The following is a 17,447-nucleotide window of genomic DNA, read 5'->3' on the forward strand; positions in this document are numbered from 1 at the left end:
TCGTCTAGTTTAGTTGAAACCTACATGGATAGTTAACACGCATGCTATGTATTATGTAAAGATAATTCACCCACGTCACTGACAATGCAGGATGGAAGTCTATTTATGAAAACTTGGCATATGGCTTTTTCGATGATTAAAATTGCCCTCCCTTTAATGGGTGGTTTAACCGCACAAGCAGCGGTACAAATTATTGATACTGTAATGCTTGGACATTACTCAATAGAAGCGCTTGCCGCAGGGGTGGTGGCCACTTCCGTCTTATTTCTATTGATTACCGTCGGGAGCGGCATCGCCTCGGCTGTACTTGCGTTGAGTAGCAGTCAAACCCAGCACATGCGTTCAGTAACGCTTAGCGCTGCACTAGGGTTAACCGTGATTTTTTCGGCTGTTATTTATATTGGGATGTATTATTCCGAAAGCATATTATTGTTATTAGGCCAAGACAGCGCCATTGCTACAGGAGCCAAAGAGTACTTACATTTGGCTGGACTTGGGCTTCTGCCAGCCCTAATGACCATGGTATTACGCAGCCATGCTACGGCAATAGAACGCCCCAATATTGTGTTGTGGGTTTCACTCGCGGCTCTCCCGCTCAACGCTCTTTTAAATTGGATATTTATATTTGGTTATCTCGGTGCGCCAGAAATGGGTATAGAAGGAGCCGCTTTGGCAACGTTTATGACTCATTCCGTAAGCCTTGCCCTGACGCTGGTTTATATTCGTATTATTGACGCTTCAGCACTCTCTTTATTATTTAGTTACGATGTCAAATCCATCATTCGAGTCATTAACCTAAGCTGGCCCATCGCGCTCACAAATCTCGCCGAGCTAGGCATGTTTACGGTAAGCACCCTTATCGTAGGTTCATTAGGTGAAATACCTGTGGCCGCACATGGTATCGTTGTTCAGATTACTTCCGCAGCGTTCATTGTACACCTTGCTATTTCTCAAGTGGCAACCGTCAAATCTGGGCAAGCCTATGCATTAAGTGAAAGCAGTACCATTCGCTTGATTGGGAAAGTGGCTTCAGGCTTGTCGATGTCAGCGGTAATAGTAACGACTGGTATTTTTGTACTGCTCCCTGAATCACTTGTGTCCTTGTTTATCCAAACACATGACTCACAGTTCCAGCAAATTCAAAACCTTGCCGCCATGGTTCTTGTGATTGCAGCTCTTTCTCAGCTAGTGGATGCCATGCAGGTGATTGCGATGGGATTATTACGAGGATTTCAGGATACTCGTACCCCTATGGTCATTGCCATTTCAAGTTACTGGTGCATTGCGGTACCAGCTGCGTACATTTTAGGGAAAACATTGGAATATGGTGTACTTGGCGTATGGTTTGGTATCACCATTGGTTTGATAGGAGCAGCAGGAACGCTTTGGATTCGATTCTATTTGTTGACCAGAGGCACCACCTTTGAGGGGTTATCTAAGATTAAGCCTCTTGAACTCCAGTAATAAAGTAACGCCCATTTTATTGAATGAGTAACATTAAGATGAGTCATCTCTAGAGGAACAGTAGAAGAGTGACTTGATTTCTAGCACATTCCAACACCAAGCAATTTAATTGGTGGAATGTTCTTACTATCCAGCTATGTCTTTTCACAATCAATCGACTGCGTCTCTTTATACAAGAAGTAGACTATGTATCTTTATGCAGAAGGTCTGTTATATCCTAGCTAACTAAAGGTCGACTAAAGAGAAAACCTTGCATTTCTTCGCAATTTTAAGAAAGATGCGCTCCACCAACACTCGTGCGACAATCTCTCTGAGTTAGAGTAACGACGTAAGTCATGTGTATTAAGGGTTTGTATGTTATTAAATAAATGGTTAAATTCCGTAGCGGATGTTGGTCGAGAAATGTTGTCTCGGAAGGACGGCTCTCGATCATCAAAGACATTAGAAGACTATTGCGCAGACCTAATGTCGAACAAGGGAGAAGCTCTTGGAACGGCACTTGCCAATGAAGTTGCTTTATCTTATCAAGCCACCGACGATGACGCGAAGTTACGTTTTTTTCACCATTTACTAGAGCAATACTCTCCTAACCCTGATGCGGTTATTGAGTTTGCGAATGCCTATCGTGATGAGCCGAATTATGAAACCTATGTTGCCTTGAGCGAAGCCATAGAAGCACCTCGGCAAAAACTGTTTAAACGTATGAATATGGCAACAAAGGGAACAGAGATAATCGTTGCTTTAAGACGAGATTTTTTGCGCCTTGTTAAACATCACCCAGAGTTAAAACCCATTGATTTTGATTTATTACATCTACTCAAATCTTGGTTTAATCGTGGTTTTTTAACACTGGCTGAAATTGACTGGAACACCCCAGCCGTTATTTTAGAAAAGTTGATTGAATATGAAGCCGTGCATTTTATGTCCGGCTGGGACGATTTAAAAAAACGCCTTGGGCCTAATCGCCGATGTTACGCTTTTTTCCACGCATCCTTACCGAATGAACCACTCATTTTTGTGGAGGTGGCTTTGGTTAATGGTTTGGCAAATTCCATTCATCCGCTCATTGATCCTGATCCCGTTTCCACCACAGTGGAGAAACCATTAGACACAGCCATTTTCTATTCCATTAGTAACTGCCAATCAGGATTGGCAGGGATTTCTTTTGGTAATTTTTTAATAAAACAAGTTGTTATGGAATTGAAAAAAGAGCTGCCCGAACTGAGTCAATTTGCCACCCTTTCTCCGATTCCAACATTCCGCCGTTGGCTGTCAAACGAACTTGAAACAAAAAACAGCCCATACCTCACACACAATATCCGCTCAGTATTAAGCCTTTTAAATGAAGCTGGCTGGTCCACCAGCCAAGAGCACTGTACATTATTACGGCCTGTATTAACAAAGCTGTGTGCTCAATACTTAGTCAATGCAAAAAAATCAGGTAAACCGTATGACCCAGTAACACGGTTCCACTTAGGGAATGGCGCTCGTATTGAGCGTTTGAACTGGATGGGTGATAAGTCAACCAAAGGTCTAGAACAATCCGCAGGATTATTAGTTAACTACTTCTATGCCATCGATGAAGTAGAAAAAAACCATGAAGCCTTTGTGAATAAAGACACCATCGTTCATTCAAAAGAAATATCGAAAATGTTACAAAACAACTAATTTATTCTTGATACATTTCTAAGGGCAAACCATCTGGATCTTGAAAAAAGGTAAAGTGTTTGCCCGTAAACTCATCAATTCTAATCGGTTCGACGGGCACACCCTGCTCTTCTAATAAACGCTTAGATTGCTCTACACTTACTACGGCAAACGCTAAATGTCTTAATCCTTGCGCCTCAGGTGTCGATGGGCGCTGAGGTGGGTTTGGGAAAGAGAATAACTCAATCTGACCACCATCAGGTAACTGAAGGTCTAGCTTGTACGATTGCCTTGCCTCTCGATAATTTTCCGCCACGATGTCTAGCTGTAAAATGTGTGTGTAAAAGTGCTTTGATACAGCATAATCTGAACAAATAATGGCAGCGTGATGAATACGTTTAAACATATTTAATCCTTTTTTCTTTTATATTTTTTCTGTCGCTTATTTTTTTGAGCAAGCATTTCAGCTTAATTTTATTTTCTATTTGACCCTAATCATAAAAAGCGAAAGTTTCTTTCGCTATATTTTTTCAACCGTACACTAATACGCACTTAAACAAAGCGTGAATTCAAGCAATCAGTGCAATCATTTTTCACACTTAATAAATACGTTTTATTTCATGCACTATATTTATCCAATTACCCTATCAAAAACAATATTATTATGGCTAGAAAAGCGTCACAAACATACGTTCGATGCTCCTAGATCGGTCGTCTGCAATGGCTAATGGTTAGTATGTGTCTGTTCACTGTACTCATATATCCGATACATTCTTTGAAATAGAGACACTTCAAGGCATTTTGGGATCAAAAAAGTTAAGCTCAAATTGGGTGTCACATGCACAAAGGAGAAACAAGAGCCATAAAAGCGATTTGCGCAGCGGATCCTGATGTCCTGCATGAGCACGATAAGCATTATGTAATTTTGAATGCATTAGTGATGAGGATGTGCACTTTATTGGACAATTTGTTGAAGCACATACTTAATGAGCAATAGGGAACGAGTTAAGTCTACTGAGTTATGGGTTCGTCATAAATATAAAAACCACAAATAAAGGCAGAACCATCTTCCTGATTAATGGAAATCCATACATAACCAACCAGTTGAAGCATCGTTGCATTTTTCTAAATACGCCTCAATGCACAATAGATCATCGTCACTTTTTCCACTCCGATAGGAAAGCTTTTCCGTAAATCTTGTTTCGCAATGTCAATGGCTGAATCCAATGTCTGTCCATAGTTTTGAACATTTCACGACTGTAGTCCTCAATAAAATAATCACAATATTGAGATAATTCGCCCTGTATCATGTCACTTAGAACAACCATACCTTGCTCCGAATGCTAGTAAAGTAAACCTATACCTTTGCTTAACTCAGCGTAGCCCATAATCAAAAACGGCCTCCGTTGAGACCGTTTTCATTAGCAAAACCCAAGTCTTTTACCTACGACAGAGTCTCTTCAAATAAATTTAACATTCTTTTACTGTCTACTTCCATGCAAACTTGCGTAATAGGAACACAATCCCAATGAGGCTCAGAGAATGTCATGCCCTCTGGTGCAAAAATAGTTTGCCCGATAGCAAGACCTTCACAGGCAACACGAATTGCACCTAGCTCAATACCAAAGATATCGGGTTCCATCGCATAAGCAATCGTTGAGGCATCATGAAAGAAGCAGCCATCCACATCTAAACGGTCTTTATAAAACTTAATGTAATATTTCGCTGCTTGGCACAAGAAATCACCGTACTTAGGACGTGACGCTTTAATACGTTCTAACAAGTCAATTTCTAATAGCACTTGATGAGTCACATCTAAACCAATCATAGTGACTTGCCAATTCGCAGTAAAAACCTTATCCGCTGCATGCGGGTCATTGATAATATTGGCTTCAGCAACAGGAGACACATTGCCGTACTCAATTGCCGTACCGCCCATCAAAATAACTTCATCGACTAGATTGGCAATTTCTGGCGCCATTTCCAACGCTGTCGCAAGGTTACCCAATGGACCCAATGCAATCAAGGTTACTTCACCCGGATGAGCTTTTACTGTATCAATAATAAATTGTGCCGCACTGACATCCAATGCTTTTCCTTTTGGAGCAGGCCAATTAATGTTACCAAAGCCATCGCGGCCGTGGACAAAATCAGCATGTGGACGTGGGGTTATTTCTAAGGGCGCAGAAACCCCTTTCGCAACAGGAACATCAGCACCCGCCAGTTCCGCCAAAATTAGAGCATTATGTGTGGCTAGATCAACAGAAACATTACCAAACGTGGTTGTTAGTCCAAGAACATCTAATTGCTCAGTTTCAAAAGCAAAAAGAATCGCCATTGCATCATCTATACCGGGGTCTGTATCAATAATTACTTTACGAGACATAATCTTTTCCTATCCTGTTCTTCCGTCTATTTGTGTTCTGTTGATGTTGATTCTTCGATGAGAAAATCATCAACCTCTTGTTTCGAGGGAATCGCCGGAGCCGCACCTAAACGCGTTACACACAAAGCAGAAGCGGCACATGCTCTAGCAAGAGCGTCTTCAATCGATGTTTTTTCCATCAGTGCCGCAAGGCAGAACCCAATAAAGGTATCTCCTGCCGCTGTTGTATCAACAGGGGTTACCTTAAAAGCAGGTACGTACACTTCTTCTTCACCGCATAAATAACGCACACCCTCACTACCCAGTGTCATTAAAATCGCTAAGTTAGGATACTGTTGTTGCAATAATTCTTTTGCGGCATCAATCGTAGCGACTTGCATTAAGTCCATCGCCTCTACTTCATTAACAACCAAAAGACGGATAAAAGGCATTAACGATTGAGTGAGTTCCACATCCATAGGGGCAGGATTAAATGCCACAGGAATGCCTTTTTTATGAGCCTGCTTAACAATATAGTCTATTTGATTGGTTTCATTTTGCAGTAATACCCAATCATTCATGGCAATGTGATCAATAACACCATCTACTTGCTCCTCACTTAGAGTATGGTTTGCACCAGCAAATAGAATTATGGCATTTTCCGCTTCTTTATTAAGCTGAATGATTGCATGGCCTGTTGGCGTTTTTGTTTGAGCAATTAAAGACGTATCTACGCCTATCGAACTCAATTGATCTAATACGCTTTTGTCATCTAGATGTACCGCACCAACATGACGAACAGGCGCATTGGCTTTTGCTAACGCGATGGATTGATTCGCCCCTTTACCACCTAACTGCATTTGATAGCCTTCTGATGCCATTGTTTCGCCGGGGCGTACGAAATGGTGTACTTTATATAAATGATCCAAATTAATAGAACCAAAATTATATACGGTCATCTTCTATACCTTTCTTTGAATATTGAAGTATTGTTAATTTCTCACATTTTTGCACCACAGAAACATTTGTCTCACTGCAAATAAAAAAGAAACAATAAGACTAACAATACAAAATAAAAAACGCCCCTTTCTCACGAAAGGAGCGTTTTCTTTCGATCAATTCACTTAGTTAGATGACGTATCTTCATCTAAAAATGAACGACCTTTTTGCGCTGCGATACGCATACGCAGTGCATTTAACTTAATAAAGCCGGCCGCATCTTTTTGATCGTAAGCACCAGCATCGTCTTCGAATGTTGCAATAGAGCTATCAAACAAACTGTTTTCAGACTGACGTCCAACAACAATCACATTGCCTTTATACAATTTTAGACGAACCGTACCAGAAACAAATTCTTGAGACGTGTCAATCAATGCTTGCATCATACGACGCTCTTCAGACCACCAGAAACCGTTATAAATCAATTTCGCATAACGAGGCATCATTTCATCTTTTAAATGTGCAGCTTCACGATCCAGCGTAATCGATTCAATGGCTCTGTGCGCTCTCATCATGATGGTTCCACCTGGTGTTTCATAACAACCACGTGCTTTCATACCAACAAAACGGTTTTCAACGATGTCAGTACGACCGATACCATTTGCACCACCAATTTTGTTCAGTGTTTCCAAAATTGTTGCTGGTGACATTGCTTCACCATTGATGGATACTGGGTCGCCTTTTTCATAACCAATCTCAATATAGGTTGCTTCATTTGGCGCATCTTCTGGAGATACAGACCAACGCCACATATCTGATTCAGCTTCTGTCCATGGATCTTCTAACATGTCGCCTTCATAGGAAATATGAAGAAGATTCGCATCCATCGAGTAAGGTGATTTTTTCTTATTTGTAGAAAAATCAACAGGAATATCATGCTTTTCACAGTATGCCATTAAAGTTTCACGAGAAGTCAGATCCCATTCACGCCAAGGTGCAATGACTTTAACGCCAGGTTTAAGTGCGTAAGCGCCTAGCTCAAAACGAACTTGATCATTTCCTTTACCCGTTGCGCCATGAGAGATCGCATCCGCACCCGTTTCATTAGCAATTTCAATAAGGCGTTTGGAAATCAAAGGACGAGCGATCGACGTACCTAAAAGGTATTCACCTTCATAGATCGTATTAGCGCGGAACATTGGGAATACAAAATCTCTTACGAACTCTTCGCGTAAATCTTCAATGTAGATTTCTTTAATGCCCAACGCTTGAGCTTTAGCACGAGCAGGCTCAACTTCTTCACCTTGACCAAGATCAGCAGTAAAAGTAACAACTTCGCACTGATATTCTTCTTGAAGCCACTTCACAATTACGGAAGTATCGAGGCCGCCAGAATAGGCTAAAACAACCTTATTCACGTCAGACATTCTTTTCTTTCTCCTTATGAGATTTTATACGTACTACTAAACAACTGTTTCAGCAGTATGACATTAAATTATTAGGGGGATGCTAGTGTAAGTTTTCGCTCATTTCTTAGCAAGCAGCAAACTCAGTATTCCTGTATTCAACGCCTTGATTTGTACAATAAACGTTACTTATTCTTCGAATTTCTCAAGTCGAATTGTTACACGGCGGTTACGCTCTCTTCCTGAAGACGTTCGGTTATCAATGGCAGGGTAACGTTCTCCATGATATCGAGAGATAATTTTATCCGCTGGCACCCCTTTTTCTAACAAATAAGCCGTCACCACTTCAGCGCGAAGTTTTGACAACTCTCTATTATCTCGGCGTGATCCTAGAGAATCCGTATGACCATCGATATAGATATATTCGACTGTTTGATCTGAAGATACATATAAGGCAATCAAATCTAGACGGCTTTTAATTCGAGTGGATAAATCAACACCTCTATTAGCAAACAATACCGCTGAACGGGCAATTTGATCGTAATTAACAGGCAACAATCCAGAGAGACATCGGCGAAATTCATTATAGGCAGGAGCAAAATTAATATTGGAAAGGCTGATTTCTATAGTTTCTCGACTGCTTTCCCATGCCGTTCCAGCAACAATAGGATGTCGTCCTTTATCTAAAGAGGTCAACATCCTTTCTGCAACTTTACCGCCAACTTCAACAGTCAGTCCATAACCAGGGTAAGGCAATACGTCTAAAGTTTCGGGGATTGAACCGGGAGCCCAGTTTGGCGCTTGGGAAATAATGTAGACATTACCAGGTCCCATTTTTTCATTTTCTGGCTTCAAAACAAATTTCATCGGTTCACCAGCGTCTTTAATAAAATGGCCTTCACCATAATTAGGTACTGGATGCGTTAAACTGCACGAAAAGATATCTCCCGATAATAACCATTCTGCATTTTCAAAACCGCTTTGATAACGAGTCAGCGCTTGTGCTGAATTGGCCATACTACAAAGTGCAACAAGGGTTAAAAGTGATTTAATAGTATGTTGCATTACATTTCCCATCTAGAGCTCTCGTTCAAACCGTGACTAATATGTTATCATTTCAATCCTATCTAGCCATTATAAATAGAGCAAGTGGCAGGATAAGGATTTCTTTTTGTCAAACCAACAGACTTTTTACTATGCATGAAATAAAAGATCGTTTCCGTGGCTTTCTACCCGTAGTTATCGACATAGAAACCGCAGGCTTTAATGCTAAAACAGACGCACTACTTGAAATCGCTGCCAGCATACTCAGAATGGACGAAAATGGTGAACTTTATATTCATGAAACTATTGAATTTTTAGTGAAGCCTTTTGAAGGGGCGAACTTAGAAAAGTCCGCCTTAGAGTTTACTGGTATTAATCCATTTGAACTTAATCGAAACGACATAAATGAACAGGAAATGCTAGGGCAACTTTTTAGCAAAGTTCGTAAAGAACTTAAATCTGTTGATTGCAAAAGAGCCATACTTGTCGGCCACAATGCCGCTTTCGACCATGGCTTTTTAAATGCGGCGATTGAACGATGTGAAATAAAGCGTAATCCATTTCACCCTTTCTCCAGCTTTGACACGGCAAGCTTAGCAGGCTTGGCTTTTGGGCAAACCGTATTAGCAAAAGCATGTGAAGTTGCGGGTGTTGAGTTTAGTAATGCCGAAGCGCACTCGGCAAAATATGATACTGAAAAGACCGCTGAACTGTTCTGCGAAATCGTTAATCGATGGAAACGCATGGGTGGTTGGGCTTTAGCGAACCCAAATATGGAAGAAAGTATGGCGTCTTTTATATAGAAACCCTTTATTTTTATCATCCTAAACAGCCCTAAATAACAGAAAAAGGGCCTTTAGGATTTGTCTGTTATTCACCTACTTATATAGAAATGTTGGATAGAATGCGAGGCATACATATCAAACGTATTGCTTACCTATGTTTAGGATGGTTTTCGCTAATTGCCGGAATTATTGGCGTATTTCTTCCTCTACTGCCAACAACACCTTTTGTATTATTAGCTGCATGGTGCTTTTCTCGCTCTTCAAAGCGCTTTTATTTATGGCTAACTCAACATCGTTTCTTTGGTCCCATTATTAAAGATTGGCAGTCTGGCACTGGTATTCCCAAAAAAACACGTAATAGAGCGATCCTGTTTATGTGGTTAAGCATGGGATTATCCATAATAATTATTGCACGACCATGGTCAACAGCGACATTACTGATTATTGGTGTTTGCATGAGCATTATCTTATTTCGCATACCGATCAAAAAACAATAGAGATTATAGAAAATGATGATTAAACAAGGGTTAGCTTTGTCCAAACTGCGTCATCTCTTGGTGCTTATTTTATCCGTATTATTTGTTTTAGGACTGATCATTTGGATGTTGTTGCCAGTTGTGACAAAAACTTTGCTGAACAACTATTTTCAACAACATAATGCACAACTCATCATTAAAGACCTAGACATCAACCCTTTTAAAGGCATTGTGAAAGCCAATGACATTACGGCTTATTCATACAACACCAATAAAAAAGAACAGGTGTTATCTCTTAAAAGCGCAGAATTTAGTGTATCGTATGGTTTTCTTTTTGCTCATACGATTTACGTCGATACATTAAATATAAACGGTTTATATACTAATTTAAAAGAATCTAAAGATTCATGGTACGTTGCAGGGCTAACTTTCCCAATAACACCGACAGATACCTCACCAAATACCTCTACAGATAGCCACGTAGAAAATACACCAAATCAAAGTAAAACATCACAAACAGAATCCAATACGGATGCAAATCAGAACGCTCAATGGAAAATAGACATACCTCACATTCTTTTTTCCGATATTCATTTCTCTATTACGCGTTTCAACAAGGAATCTCCAGAAGTACCTCTGACGGATACTTTCGACATCAATCACATTACATTGAGCAACATAGAGGGCAATAATAATGTGTGGCAAGGGATGGTGGACATGGATATGTCAATCAATCAGTCTACGGTTCAATTACACTCTCAACTTCATTCGTCTCCTGAAAAAGTCATGGCGTCCGTGAAAGTGAATCAGTTTTCTGTAGACTCAGCACAATTCAGTCATTACTTTTCCGACACAATGCCAACACCACAAGTGTCACTTGTTGCATCCGGTGATATATCAATAGAAAAACACCTTAAAACACCAAGCGCTGACCTAATATTAATAAGTGATGCACTCTCTATTCAACTTGACGACATTAATATACAAACATCTGATATAAACGTTACATCCGCTGGCGTTAGCCTTGATACAAATAACCTAATGGTGAATGTATCGGATAATTCAAATGAGCAAGATATCACCGCTCGTGCTAACGCAAACTTACAGTTTAAAGCAACCACCTTTTCAATGTCAGAAAATGAACAGTCAAATGACACACCCGCAATGAATGTCTCCATTCAAGACTTAACGGCAGGTTCTAATGTTGAAATACATAAAAACAATCAACTTCTGTCGGTATCCAGTGATCAATCCCATACTCGTGTCCTTGAACTAGCGGGTGAAATGCATGGAACAACGTTAAAAAATCGCTCTAGCCAACTAAAGCTCACAAATATCATGTTTAAACAGTCCCTTAAGAATGAAATTACTCTGAGTGGAAGTGCGTCATTTGACTCTGATGAATTCAGTGCCTCATCAGCAATGATCCCTTACTCAATGGCTTATCAGAAAGTACAATTTGAAAGTCAAATTAATCTCAATAAAGACCTCCATAAATTAAACCTAAACGCAAAAAACACCAACGCATTAATCAATGAATCGACTTTTATTCAAGCCCCCCTTCATTATGAAAATGAAACGACGGAATTGGTTTTACCAACACTAGATATTGCATGGTTACTCAACGGTCAAAACGACGTATCTATTAATACAGAAACTCGGCTTAACAGTCATAAAACGTATTTGAAGAACGCAGCGGATCACGCACAGTACGAAGATTTAACCTTGACTGGGAACCTGTCTGTAAACAAAGAAGAAGACAAAATAAACGCTCAATCAGACAATATAATATTCGTTATAAAGAGACTGTTAGGCAGTCAATCTGGCTATACGTTGGGTTCTGAACTATTGACACTAATACTTCCAAGTACAAGTTTAGAATTGTCTCCTGACCAACAGCTGTCCATTACCAGCAACCCAAGCATTGACTTGGAGAGAGTGGATGTTTCTGACACGCAAAATAATAAATTGATTGGCTTTGATGCACTCTCAATAACCCCCATTCAAATTGAAAAAAAACCTGACTCGCTTTTTGCTAAGCTTGACCGTGTCACCGCAACAAATCTTGTTGTCTCTTCACCAAGCCAAGTAAACGAGCAAATTCCACCTTTAGCGGTGCTAGGAAAAATCCATCTAGATTCATTAGCGGTATCAAATACTCAGGCAAAAATTCACTCTGTCTTTTTAGCAGACCTTGAATCAACAATTTTACTTGATGAAGAACGCAATCTTAAAAACAATGTATTTGTACAGAACGATGAGACGACAACACAACTCGAAACTAAAACGCCATCATCAGCCTCCTATGTAGAGTCATCAAAAAACGAGTCTACGGAGCCCTCATCCAACCCCAAAGCACCTTTTCACCTGATATTGGATCAGTTTAAAATCATGGGGGATTCAAAAATCCACCTTAATGATAAAGGCGTATTTCCTTCATTAGATCAAACTATATTTATCGACACATTCAATATTGCTCAGATTGATACAAGGAATCCAGAACAGAAGACACAGATTGTACTAGATGCTCGTAATGGCAAATACGCAACGATAAATGTGGTATCTGATCTTGTTCCTTTAAGTGAAAAACTCACCATGAATACCAAATTTTCAACAAAAGAAATTGAGCTGACACCTTTCTCTCCCTATGTTTCGGATTTGTTAGGTTACACCATTGAATCGGGGCAATTAGACGCCGATATTTCCTTAAATGCGAATCAAGGAAAATTGAAAGGACAGTCAAACTTATTACTAAGACGATTTGATTTAGCCGGAAACAATGGGCAAACAAGTAAAAGCCCTAGCACCATACCACTTAACCTCGCGATTGGAGCCTTAAAGGACAGCCAAGATAACATCGCTTTGGACATCCCTATGTCTGGCAATATTGATAACCCAAAATTTCAATGGGAAAACTTTTTAATTATTCCTATTAGAAAAGCGCTGTATTCGGCATCCAGTTCCTACGTGATGCAAACACTTGTACCTTATGCCAATGTCATTAGTATCGTACAAATTGCAGGGGAACAACTTCTCAAATTACGTGTTGAACCATTACTCTACGAACCGGAACAAATAGAGCTGTCACCTTCTCAACAGATGTTCACACAAGAATTGGCCGCCCTGTTGACAGAGAAGGACGATGTCCAATTAAAAATGTGCTCTATTGCTATTCCCAGTGATATTGGCATTCAAGATACATCGATTGACCTGAATGAAGAACAAACTCAGTCCTTAAAAACACTCGCTAAGCACCGTGCAGACATTTTAAAAGAGCACTTAGTTGCTGAAGGCGGGATCTCATCGTCACGCATTCTTTTATGCGCACCTGCTTTAGATAGGAGCAACAAGACATTGCCCAGAATTGAATTTGAGTTTTAATATGTATACAAAATCTTGATCTAAGACATTACGTACATTAAACAAAAATTAACTCATACAAAAGTACTGACTCAAGTCAGCATAAGCTCTATAGAACTCTTTACTCTAATGGCATCGAAAACCATTAAATAAGGAACGCATTATATCTGTTGAGCATCATTCTTTAGTAAACGATTTGCCTGAGTTTAAAGAAGAAATTCACGAACTCAAATTGATCGATGCAGATATAGCAGCATATGGTCGACAACCTTCGCTCTGTTGGTATTAATGTTCTTGTATTAGAAAAAGGCGATTATGTGGAAAAAACACCTGCCGCAATTTTTCCGAATAACTGGTGTATTAATATTTGATCGTGTCCATAAAAGAATGTTTGCCGCTCAGTCAGAACGTTGTCATCCTGCTCAGATAGACCGATTTGCAAAAGCCAGAGACTATAATGACGTTCATTTGTTTAAAACAGCCAGCTCTCATGGCACTCCGATTTACCATACCAATGTCATGATGAGTATTGGTGATGGATTTGCTGTGGTTTGCGCGAATTGTTTTACGAACAAGACAGAATATCAAACTTTAAAGTCGGCACTTGAACTGGATCGCGAAGTCATAGAAATTAGCGTGGAACAAACGGAAAAGAACTTCTGCGCTAACATTTTACATGTAAAAAATGATCAAGGTGAACCCTATATTGTGATGTCGCAAAGCGCTTATAATGGCTTTACCGATAAACAAAAAGAACAACTTGGCCAATACGGAACACTGTTATCTAACCCTATTGATACCATTGAAAAAATTGGTTGTGGCAGTGCTCGCTGCATGATCGCTGAAATTTTCTTACCTAAAAAAGCTTAACAACCAGGCATTAAATAGCAAAGTAAAGCGAACTAATCCCAGTTTGCTTTACGCCATGCTTTCTTTTGGCCTACCTTTTTCTTTGATACCACTCGCTTTATTTTAGAGGCTTTTGTTGGCTTTGTTGGGCGACGCGCTTTTTGCACTTTAATCGCATCCAAAATGAGTGCTTTTAAACGACTAAGCGCATCTTCTCTATTTAATTCTTGGGTTCGATACTGTTGCGCTTTTAACACAACTTCTCCATCCCGTGTAATTCGGGAATCACTCATCGCTAACAATCTTTCCTTATGAAATTCAGGCAAAGAGGAGTTATGAATATCAAACCGTAAATGGATAGCTGAAGATACTTTGTTAACATTTTGACCACCAGCACCTTGAGAACGAATAGCGGTTAGCTCTATCTCTTTATCTGGTATAGAAACGGCTGTCGAAATTTTCAGCATACAGAACCTACATTTAAGATATTTAATAAGACTTGAGCATTTTGGTACAAGATAAAAGGAAGTATAACAGTCTCAACTGAAGTTCGCTTTTCGCATCGTTTCTATAGTAAAAATCAGATACAATTATTTTTGACTTTCGACCTACTAAAAATAAAAGGAGCATAAGATTTGACTCAGTTTCGTCCATGCATCGATCTGCATCAAGGAAAAGTGAAGCAAATTGTTGGCGGTAGCCTTAATGATAAAGGCGCTAAAGAAAATTTCATCAGCGAATACGATGCCAAACACTATGCATCCTTATACAGAGAACATGGGCTTTTAGGTGGTCATGTTATCGCTCTAGGAGGAGGAAACAAATCAGAGTCATTAGACGCTTTGAAAGCATACCCTCAAGGTTTGCAATTTGGCGGTGGCGTTACCGATCGAAATGCTGCTGAATTTTTAAAGGCAGGCGCTTCCCACCTAATTGTTACGTCTTTTTTATTCGAAAACGATGAATTTTCTTGGGACAGGCTCGATAAAATCAAAAGAGAAACGGGTACAGAACGTTTGGTATTGGACCTTAGTTGCCGACGCACAACAGATGGTTGGAACATTGCGACAAACCGTTGGCAAACCGTCACATCTACAAAAATAAATAAAGAAAACCTTATTGAGCTTGCCGATCACTGTGATGAATTTTTAATACATGCAGCCGATGTAGAAGGCTTACAATCTGGTATTGATGAAGATCTCGTTGCTCTACTTGGCAAACACTGCACAATTCCCGTTACGTATGCGGGAGGCGCTCACACTGCGGAAGATTTACGGAAAGTGCACTTTCTTTCCAATGGAAAAGTAGATTTAACAATTGGCAGTGCCCTAGACATCTTTGGAGGACAAGGCGTTACTCTAGAAGAATGTATAGAATGGAATAAGAATAATTAAAACGTATTCTCGGAGACTGTAACTAACTTCGCTTCCAACAATCAAAGATTGCTTACAATATATGATCTTTGATTGTTTCAGCATGTATATCGACTTGACCGCCTCCTTACCTCATAATTACGGTTACTTTTTTCAACATGGACTGTCATCGTCCACATAGAGGATTTTCATGATTAGGTTACGTTTGGGTATTGCTATTTTGACCTTATTTATCAGTGCATGCTCCACTCAAACTGTGAATAAAGAAAGTACAGGGGAAGGAGTTCAAGAAAAAACAGAGGTTATACAAGACACGCAACCCACAAAAGTACCTGTCATTGATACAAAAACGACGGATCTCCAAACAATTCAAAATACAGTACAAAAAATACCGTCTCCCAACCTTGATGAAGTAAATAACAACCGACTTCAATTACTAAAAGATATCAGAAATGATCTGGCTAGCCGCTTGTCTCAAGAAATTCATTATTTAAAATATCGAATGAAGGCAACCAACGAGGCTTTCGATACACGTATTTTGTCTCAGCTAACAGACTCAATGGATGAAGTGAAAATAAAAGCGGACATTGAAGCCTTACATGATTTGAAGGCTCAAATTAAACAAGAGATGACTCAATTAGAGCAGCGCATTCATCAACGGAAAACCTCGCCCGAAAAAGCCGATTTGATTCAAATTTACTTATCTGAATCCACCGTTACTGATAAAAATAAAACCTACAAAACCCTACCATTGGTCGGTGAGTGGACTAGAGGGGAAAGCAGAACGATTCACGTTAAAGACCGTCAACTTTTTAATTCACAATTTTCCGAAGACATCATGATCAGCTTTTCAGAAGAATATGCTTTAATTATTAACGAACAAAAAGTCATGCAAGTTGATCTGCATAGCACTAAAAAAAGCGCCCCTTTTAACATAAAGAGTCTGAATAAAGAGGCAGATATCAGCGGGAAGATTGATTACAAAATAAAATAATGTATTCGTAAGAAGCGTACCCTCTGGGTTTGGACACAAGTCGATTCGTTTTTAGTTAAAAAGAGTTAAAGTCTCTAAAAAGACTTTAACTCTTTTTTAATATGGCATTCATTATCTATTGCATGCCACTATCAATAATAATATTGGAATATGTAAGAACAAAAACAATTGATTCTCTGTCATCACGGCTAAAATAAAGCTACTAAAAGCCACAACAGAGAACAAGACCGTAGACACCCTCTCCTCTTTGACTTTCATCGCATTCAATCTCGAATCTTAGAAAATTCACGTTCAAAATCAAATTTGGACGAGGTCACATGCCTTTCCATTTCAGTCACCCGTCGAGTTGCTTCACTCAATCTTTCTTTGGCTCGACGTAAACGGATGTTTGCACTGTCTGAATACTTAAACATTTTTTTGGGATGATATCTGTGTTGACGCTCATCGTACTCATATTCGTACTCATAAATATCTTCTTTTGGTTTAGTATCTAAAAACCACCATAAACCAATGTACGCAATAACAACAAAGCCACCCAAAAACAAAAATCCACCAAAGGTCACCAAGCGAACCACCCAGGAATCGACATCAAAATGATCGGCTAGACCTGCACAGACACCACCAAAATACCCTTTGTCTTTATTGCGGTATAAGTTAATCCCCCAACCCTTTTTCTGCTGCTCTTTCACATTACCTTTGCACTTGTATTTCATAATGCCTTCCTCACTAATCAATTAAAGCCTTT

Annotated in this window: 15 protein-coding genes and 1 pseudogene; 9 read left to right on the plus strand and 7 right to left on the minus strand. The window is 39.6% G+C overall.

From position 1 onward, the window contains the following. Positions 1-105 precede the first annotated feature (105 nt). Together ACMUMJ_RS02595 and ACMUMJ_RS02600 are read left to right on the plus strand one after the other, a co-directional pair. A complete protein-coding gene (locus tag ACMUMJ_RS02595; protein ID WP_414677246.1) occupies positions 106-1,464 on the plus strand; it encodes an MATE family efflux transporter in 1,359 nt (452 codons plus the stop codon). A gap of 354 nt (positions 1,465-1,818) precedes the next feature. Further along, the gene (locus tag ACMUMJ_RS02600) at positions 1,819-3,132 is read left to right on the plus strand and encodes a malonyl-CoA decarboxylase (RefSeq protein ID WP_414677247.1); all 1,314 of its coding nucleotides are present in this window, start codon (positions 1,819-1,821) and stop codon (positions 3,130-3,132) included. 1 nt (position 3,133) lies between these two features. Here ACMUMJ_RS02600 and gloA2 read toward each other — a convergent pair whose 3' ends face one another. The 5 genes from gloA2 to ACMUMJ_RS02625 form a co-directional block, all read right to left on the minus strand. Next, positions 3,134-3,517 (minus strand): SMU1112c/YaeR family gloxylase I-like metalloprotein, encoded by a 384-nt coding sequence (gloA2, locus tag ACMUMJ_RS02605; protein WP_414677248.1) that lies wholly within the window; start codon positions 3,515-3,517, stop codon positions 3,134-3,136. A 1,038-nt stretch (positions 3,518-4,555) separates the two neighbouring features. After that, complete coding sequence (locus tag ACMUMJ_RS02610; protein WP_414677249.1) at positions 4,556-5,497, minus strand: nucleoside hydrolase; 942 nt, start codon at positions 5,495-5,497, stop codon at positions 4,556-4,558. A 26-nt stretch (positions 5,498-5,523) separates the two neighbouring features. Further along, positions 5,524-6,435: a ribokinase gene (locus tag ACMUMJ_RS02615; protein WP_414677250.1), complete on the minus strand. Its 912-nt coding sequence runs from the start codon at positions 6,433-6,435 to the stop codon at positions 5,524-5,526. A 165-nt stretch (positions 6,436-6,600) separates the two neighbouring features. Then, positions 6,601-7,842 carry an argininosuccinate synthase gene (locus ACMUMJ_RS02620; protein WP_414677251.1) on the minus strand — a complete coding sequence of 414 codons (1,242 nt, stop codon included), beginning with the start codon at positions 7,840-7,842 and terminating at the stop codon, positions 6,601-6,603. Between the two features lie 168 nt (positions 7,843-8,010). Further along, a complete protein-coding gene (locus tag ACMUMJ_RS02625; protein ID WP_414677252.1) occupies positions 8,011-8,886 on the minus strand; it encodes a flagellar protein MotY in 876 nt (291 codons plus the stop codon). A gap of 131 nt (positions 8,887-9,017) precedes the next feature. Here ACMUMJ_RS02625 and rnt point away from each other — a divergent pair, with 131 nt between their 5' ends. The 5 genes and pseudogenes from rnt to ACMUMJ_RS02650 all read left to right on the plus strand — a co-directional run bounded on the left by rnt (position 9,018) and on the right by ACMUMJ_RS02650 (position 14,356). Continuing rightward, complete coding sequence (rnt, locus tag ACMUMJ_RS02630; RefSeq protein WP_414677253.1) at positions 9,018-9,668, plus strand: ribonuclease T; 651 nt, start codon at positions 9,018-9,020, stop codon at positions 9,666-9,668. A 101-nt stretch (positions 9,669-9,769) separates the two neighbouring features. Next, positions 9,770-10,147 (plus strand): YbaN family protein, encoded by a 378-nt coding sequence (locus ACMUMJ_RS02635; protein WP_414677254.1) that lies wholly within the window; start codon positions 9,770-9,772, stop codon positions 10,145-10,147. A 12-nt stretch (positions 10,148-10,159) separates the two neighbouring features. After that, positions 10,160-13,507 (plus strand): DUF748 domain-containing protein, encoded by a 3,348-nt coding sequence (locus tag ACMUMJ_RS02640; RefSeq protein WP_414677255.1) that lies wholly within the window; start codon positions 10,160-10,162, stop codon positions 13,505-13,507. 236 nt (positions 13,508-13,743) lie between these two features. Continuing rightward, positions 13,744-13,789: pseudogene (locus tag ACMUMJ_RS02645) on the plus strand (hypothetical protein); the annotation flags it as partial. Between the two features lie 12 nt (positions 13,790-13,801). Then, on the plus strand, positions 13,802-14,356 hold the full coding sequence (locus ACMUMJ_RS02650; RefSeq protein ID WP_414677256.1) for an arginine deiminase-related protein: 555 nt from the start codon (positions 13,802-13,804) through the stop codon (positions 14,354-14,356). 32 nt (positions 14,357-14,388) lie between these two features. Here ACMUMJ_RS02650 and arfB read toward each other — a convergent pair whose 3' ends face one another. Then, positions 14,389-14,802: an alternative ribosome rescue aminoacyl-tRNA hydrolase ArfB gene (arfB, locus tag ACMUMJ_RS02655; RefSeq protein ID WP_414677257.1), complete on the minus strand. Its 414-nt coding sequence runs from the start codon at positions 14,800-14,802 to the stop codon at positions 14,389-14,391. Between the two features lie 168 nt (positions 14,803-14,970). On the opposite strand from arfB, the gene hisA reads away from it, so the two are divergent. After that, positions 14,971-15,729 (plus strand): phosphoribosylformimino-5-aminoimidazole carboxamide ribotide isomerase, encoded by a 759-nt coding sequence (gene hisA / locus ACMUMJ_RS02660; protein WP_414677258.1) that lies wholly within the window; start codon positions 14,971-14,973, stop codon positions 15,727-15,729. 169 nt (positions 15,730-15,898) lie between these two features. After that, positions 15,899-16,702, plus strand: coding sequence for a hypothetical protein (locus ACMUMJ_RS02665; RefSeq protein ID WP_414677259.1), 804 nt, complete (start codon positions 15,899-15,901; stop codon positions 16,700-16,702). A gap of 263 nt (positions 16,703-16,965) precedes the next feature. Here the strand turns inward: ACMUMJ_RS02665 and ACMUMJ_RS02670 are convergent, their stop codons facing one another. Next, positions 16,966-17,415 carry a PspC domain-containing protein gene (locus ACMUMJ_RS02670; RefSeq protein ID WP_414677260.1) on the minus strand — a complete coding sequence of 150 codons (450 nt, stop codon included), beginning with the start codon at positions 17,413-17,415 and terminating at the stop codon, positions 16,966-16,968. Positions 17,416-17,447 lie beyond the last annotated feature (32 nt).

The organism is Marinomonas phycocola (assembly GCF_047525455.1).
Classification (GTDB): domain Bacteria; phylum Pseudomonadota; class Gammaproteobacteria; order Pseudomonadales; family Marinomonadaceae; genus Marinomonas.

What these genes read in the sequence shown, in the direction of transcription:
- ACMUMJ_RS02610 (WP_414677249.1), bottom strand. Translation starts at nt 5,497, where the DNA reads ATGTCTCGTAAAGTAATTATTGATACAGACCCCGGTATAGATGATGCA.
- rnt (WP_414677253.1), top strand. Translation starts at nt 9,018, where the DNA reads ATGCATGAAATAAAAGATCGTTTCCGTGGCTTTCTACCCGTAGTTATC.
- ACMUMJ_RS02600 (WP_414677247.1), top strand. Translation starts at nt 1,819, where the DNA reads ATGTTATTAAATAAATGGTTAAATTCCGTAGCGGATGTTGGTCGAGAA.
- ACMUMJ_RS02620 (WP_414677251.1), bottom strand. Translation starts at nt 7,842, where the DNA reads ATGTCTGACGTGAATAAGGTTGTTTTAGCCTATTCTGGCGGCCTCGAT.
- gloA2 (WP_414677248.1), bottom strand. Translation starts at nt 3,517, where the DNA reads ATGTTTAAACGTATTCATCACGCTGCCATTATTTGTTCAGATTATGCT.
- ACMUMJ_RS02665 (WP_414677259.1), top strand. Translation starts at nt 15,899, where the DNA reads ATGATTAGGTTACGTTTGGGTATTGCTATTTTGACCTTATTTATCAGT.
- arfB (WP_414677257.1), bottom strand. Translation starts at nt 14,802, where the DNA reads ATGCTGAAAATTTCGACAGCCGTTTCTATACCAGATAAAGAGATAGAG.
- ACMUMJ_RS02635 (WP_414677254.1), top strand. Translation starts at nt 9,770, where the DNA reads ATGCGAGGCATACATATCAAACGTATTGCTTACCTATGTTTAGGATGG.
- ACMUMJ_RS02670 (WP_414677260.1), bottom strand. Translation starts at nt 17,415, where the DNA reads ATGAAATACAAGTGCAAAGGTAATGTGAAAGAGCAGCAGAAAAAGGGT.
- ACMUMJ_RS02625 (WP_414677252.1), bottom strand. Translation starts at nt 8,886, where the DNA reads ATGCAACATACTATTAAATCACTTTTAACCCTTGTTGCACTTTGTAGT.
- ACMUMJ_RS02640 (WP_414677255.1), top strand. Translation starts at nt 10,160, where the DNA reads ATGATGATTAAACAAGGGTTAGCTTTGTCCAAACTGCGTCATCTCTTG.
- ACMUMJ_RS02615 (WP_414677250.1), bottom strand. Translation starts at nt 6,435, where the DNA reads ATGACCGTATATAATTTTGGTTCTATTAATTTGGATCATTTATATAAA.
- ACMUMJ_RS02595 (WP_414677246.1), top strand. Translation starts at nt 106, where the DNA reads ATGAAAACTTGGCATATGGCTTTTTCGATGATTAAAATTGCCCTCCCT.
- ACMUMJ_RS02650 (WP_414677256.1), top strand. Translation starts at nt 13,802, where the DNA reads ATGTGGAAAAAACACCTGCCGCAATTTTTCCGAATAACTGGTGTATTA.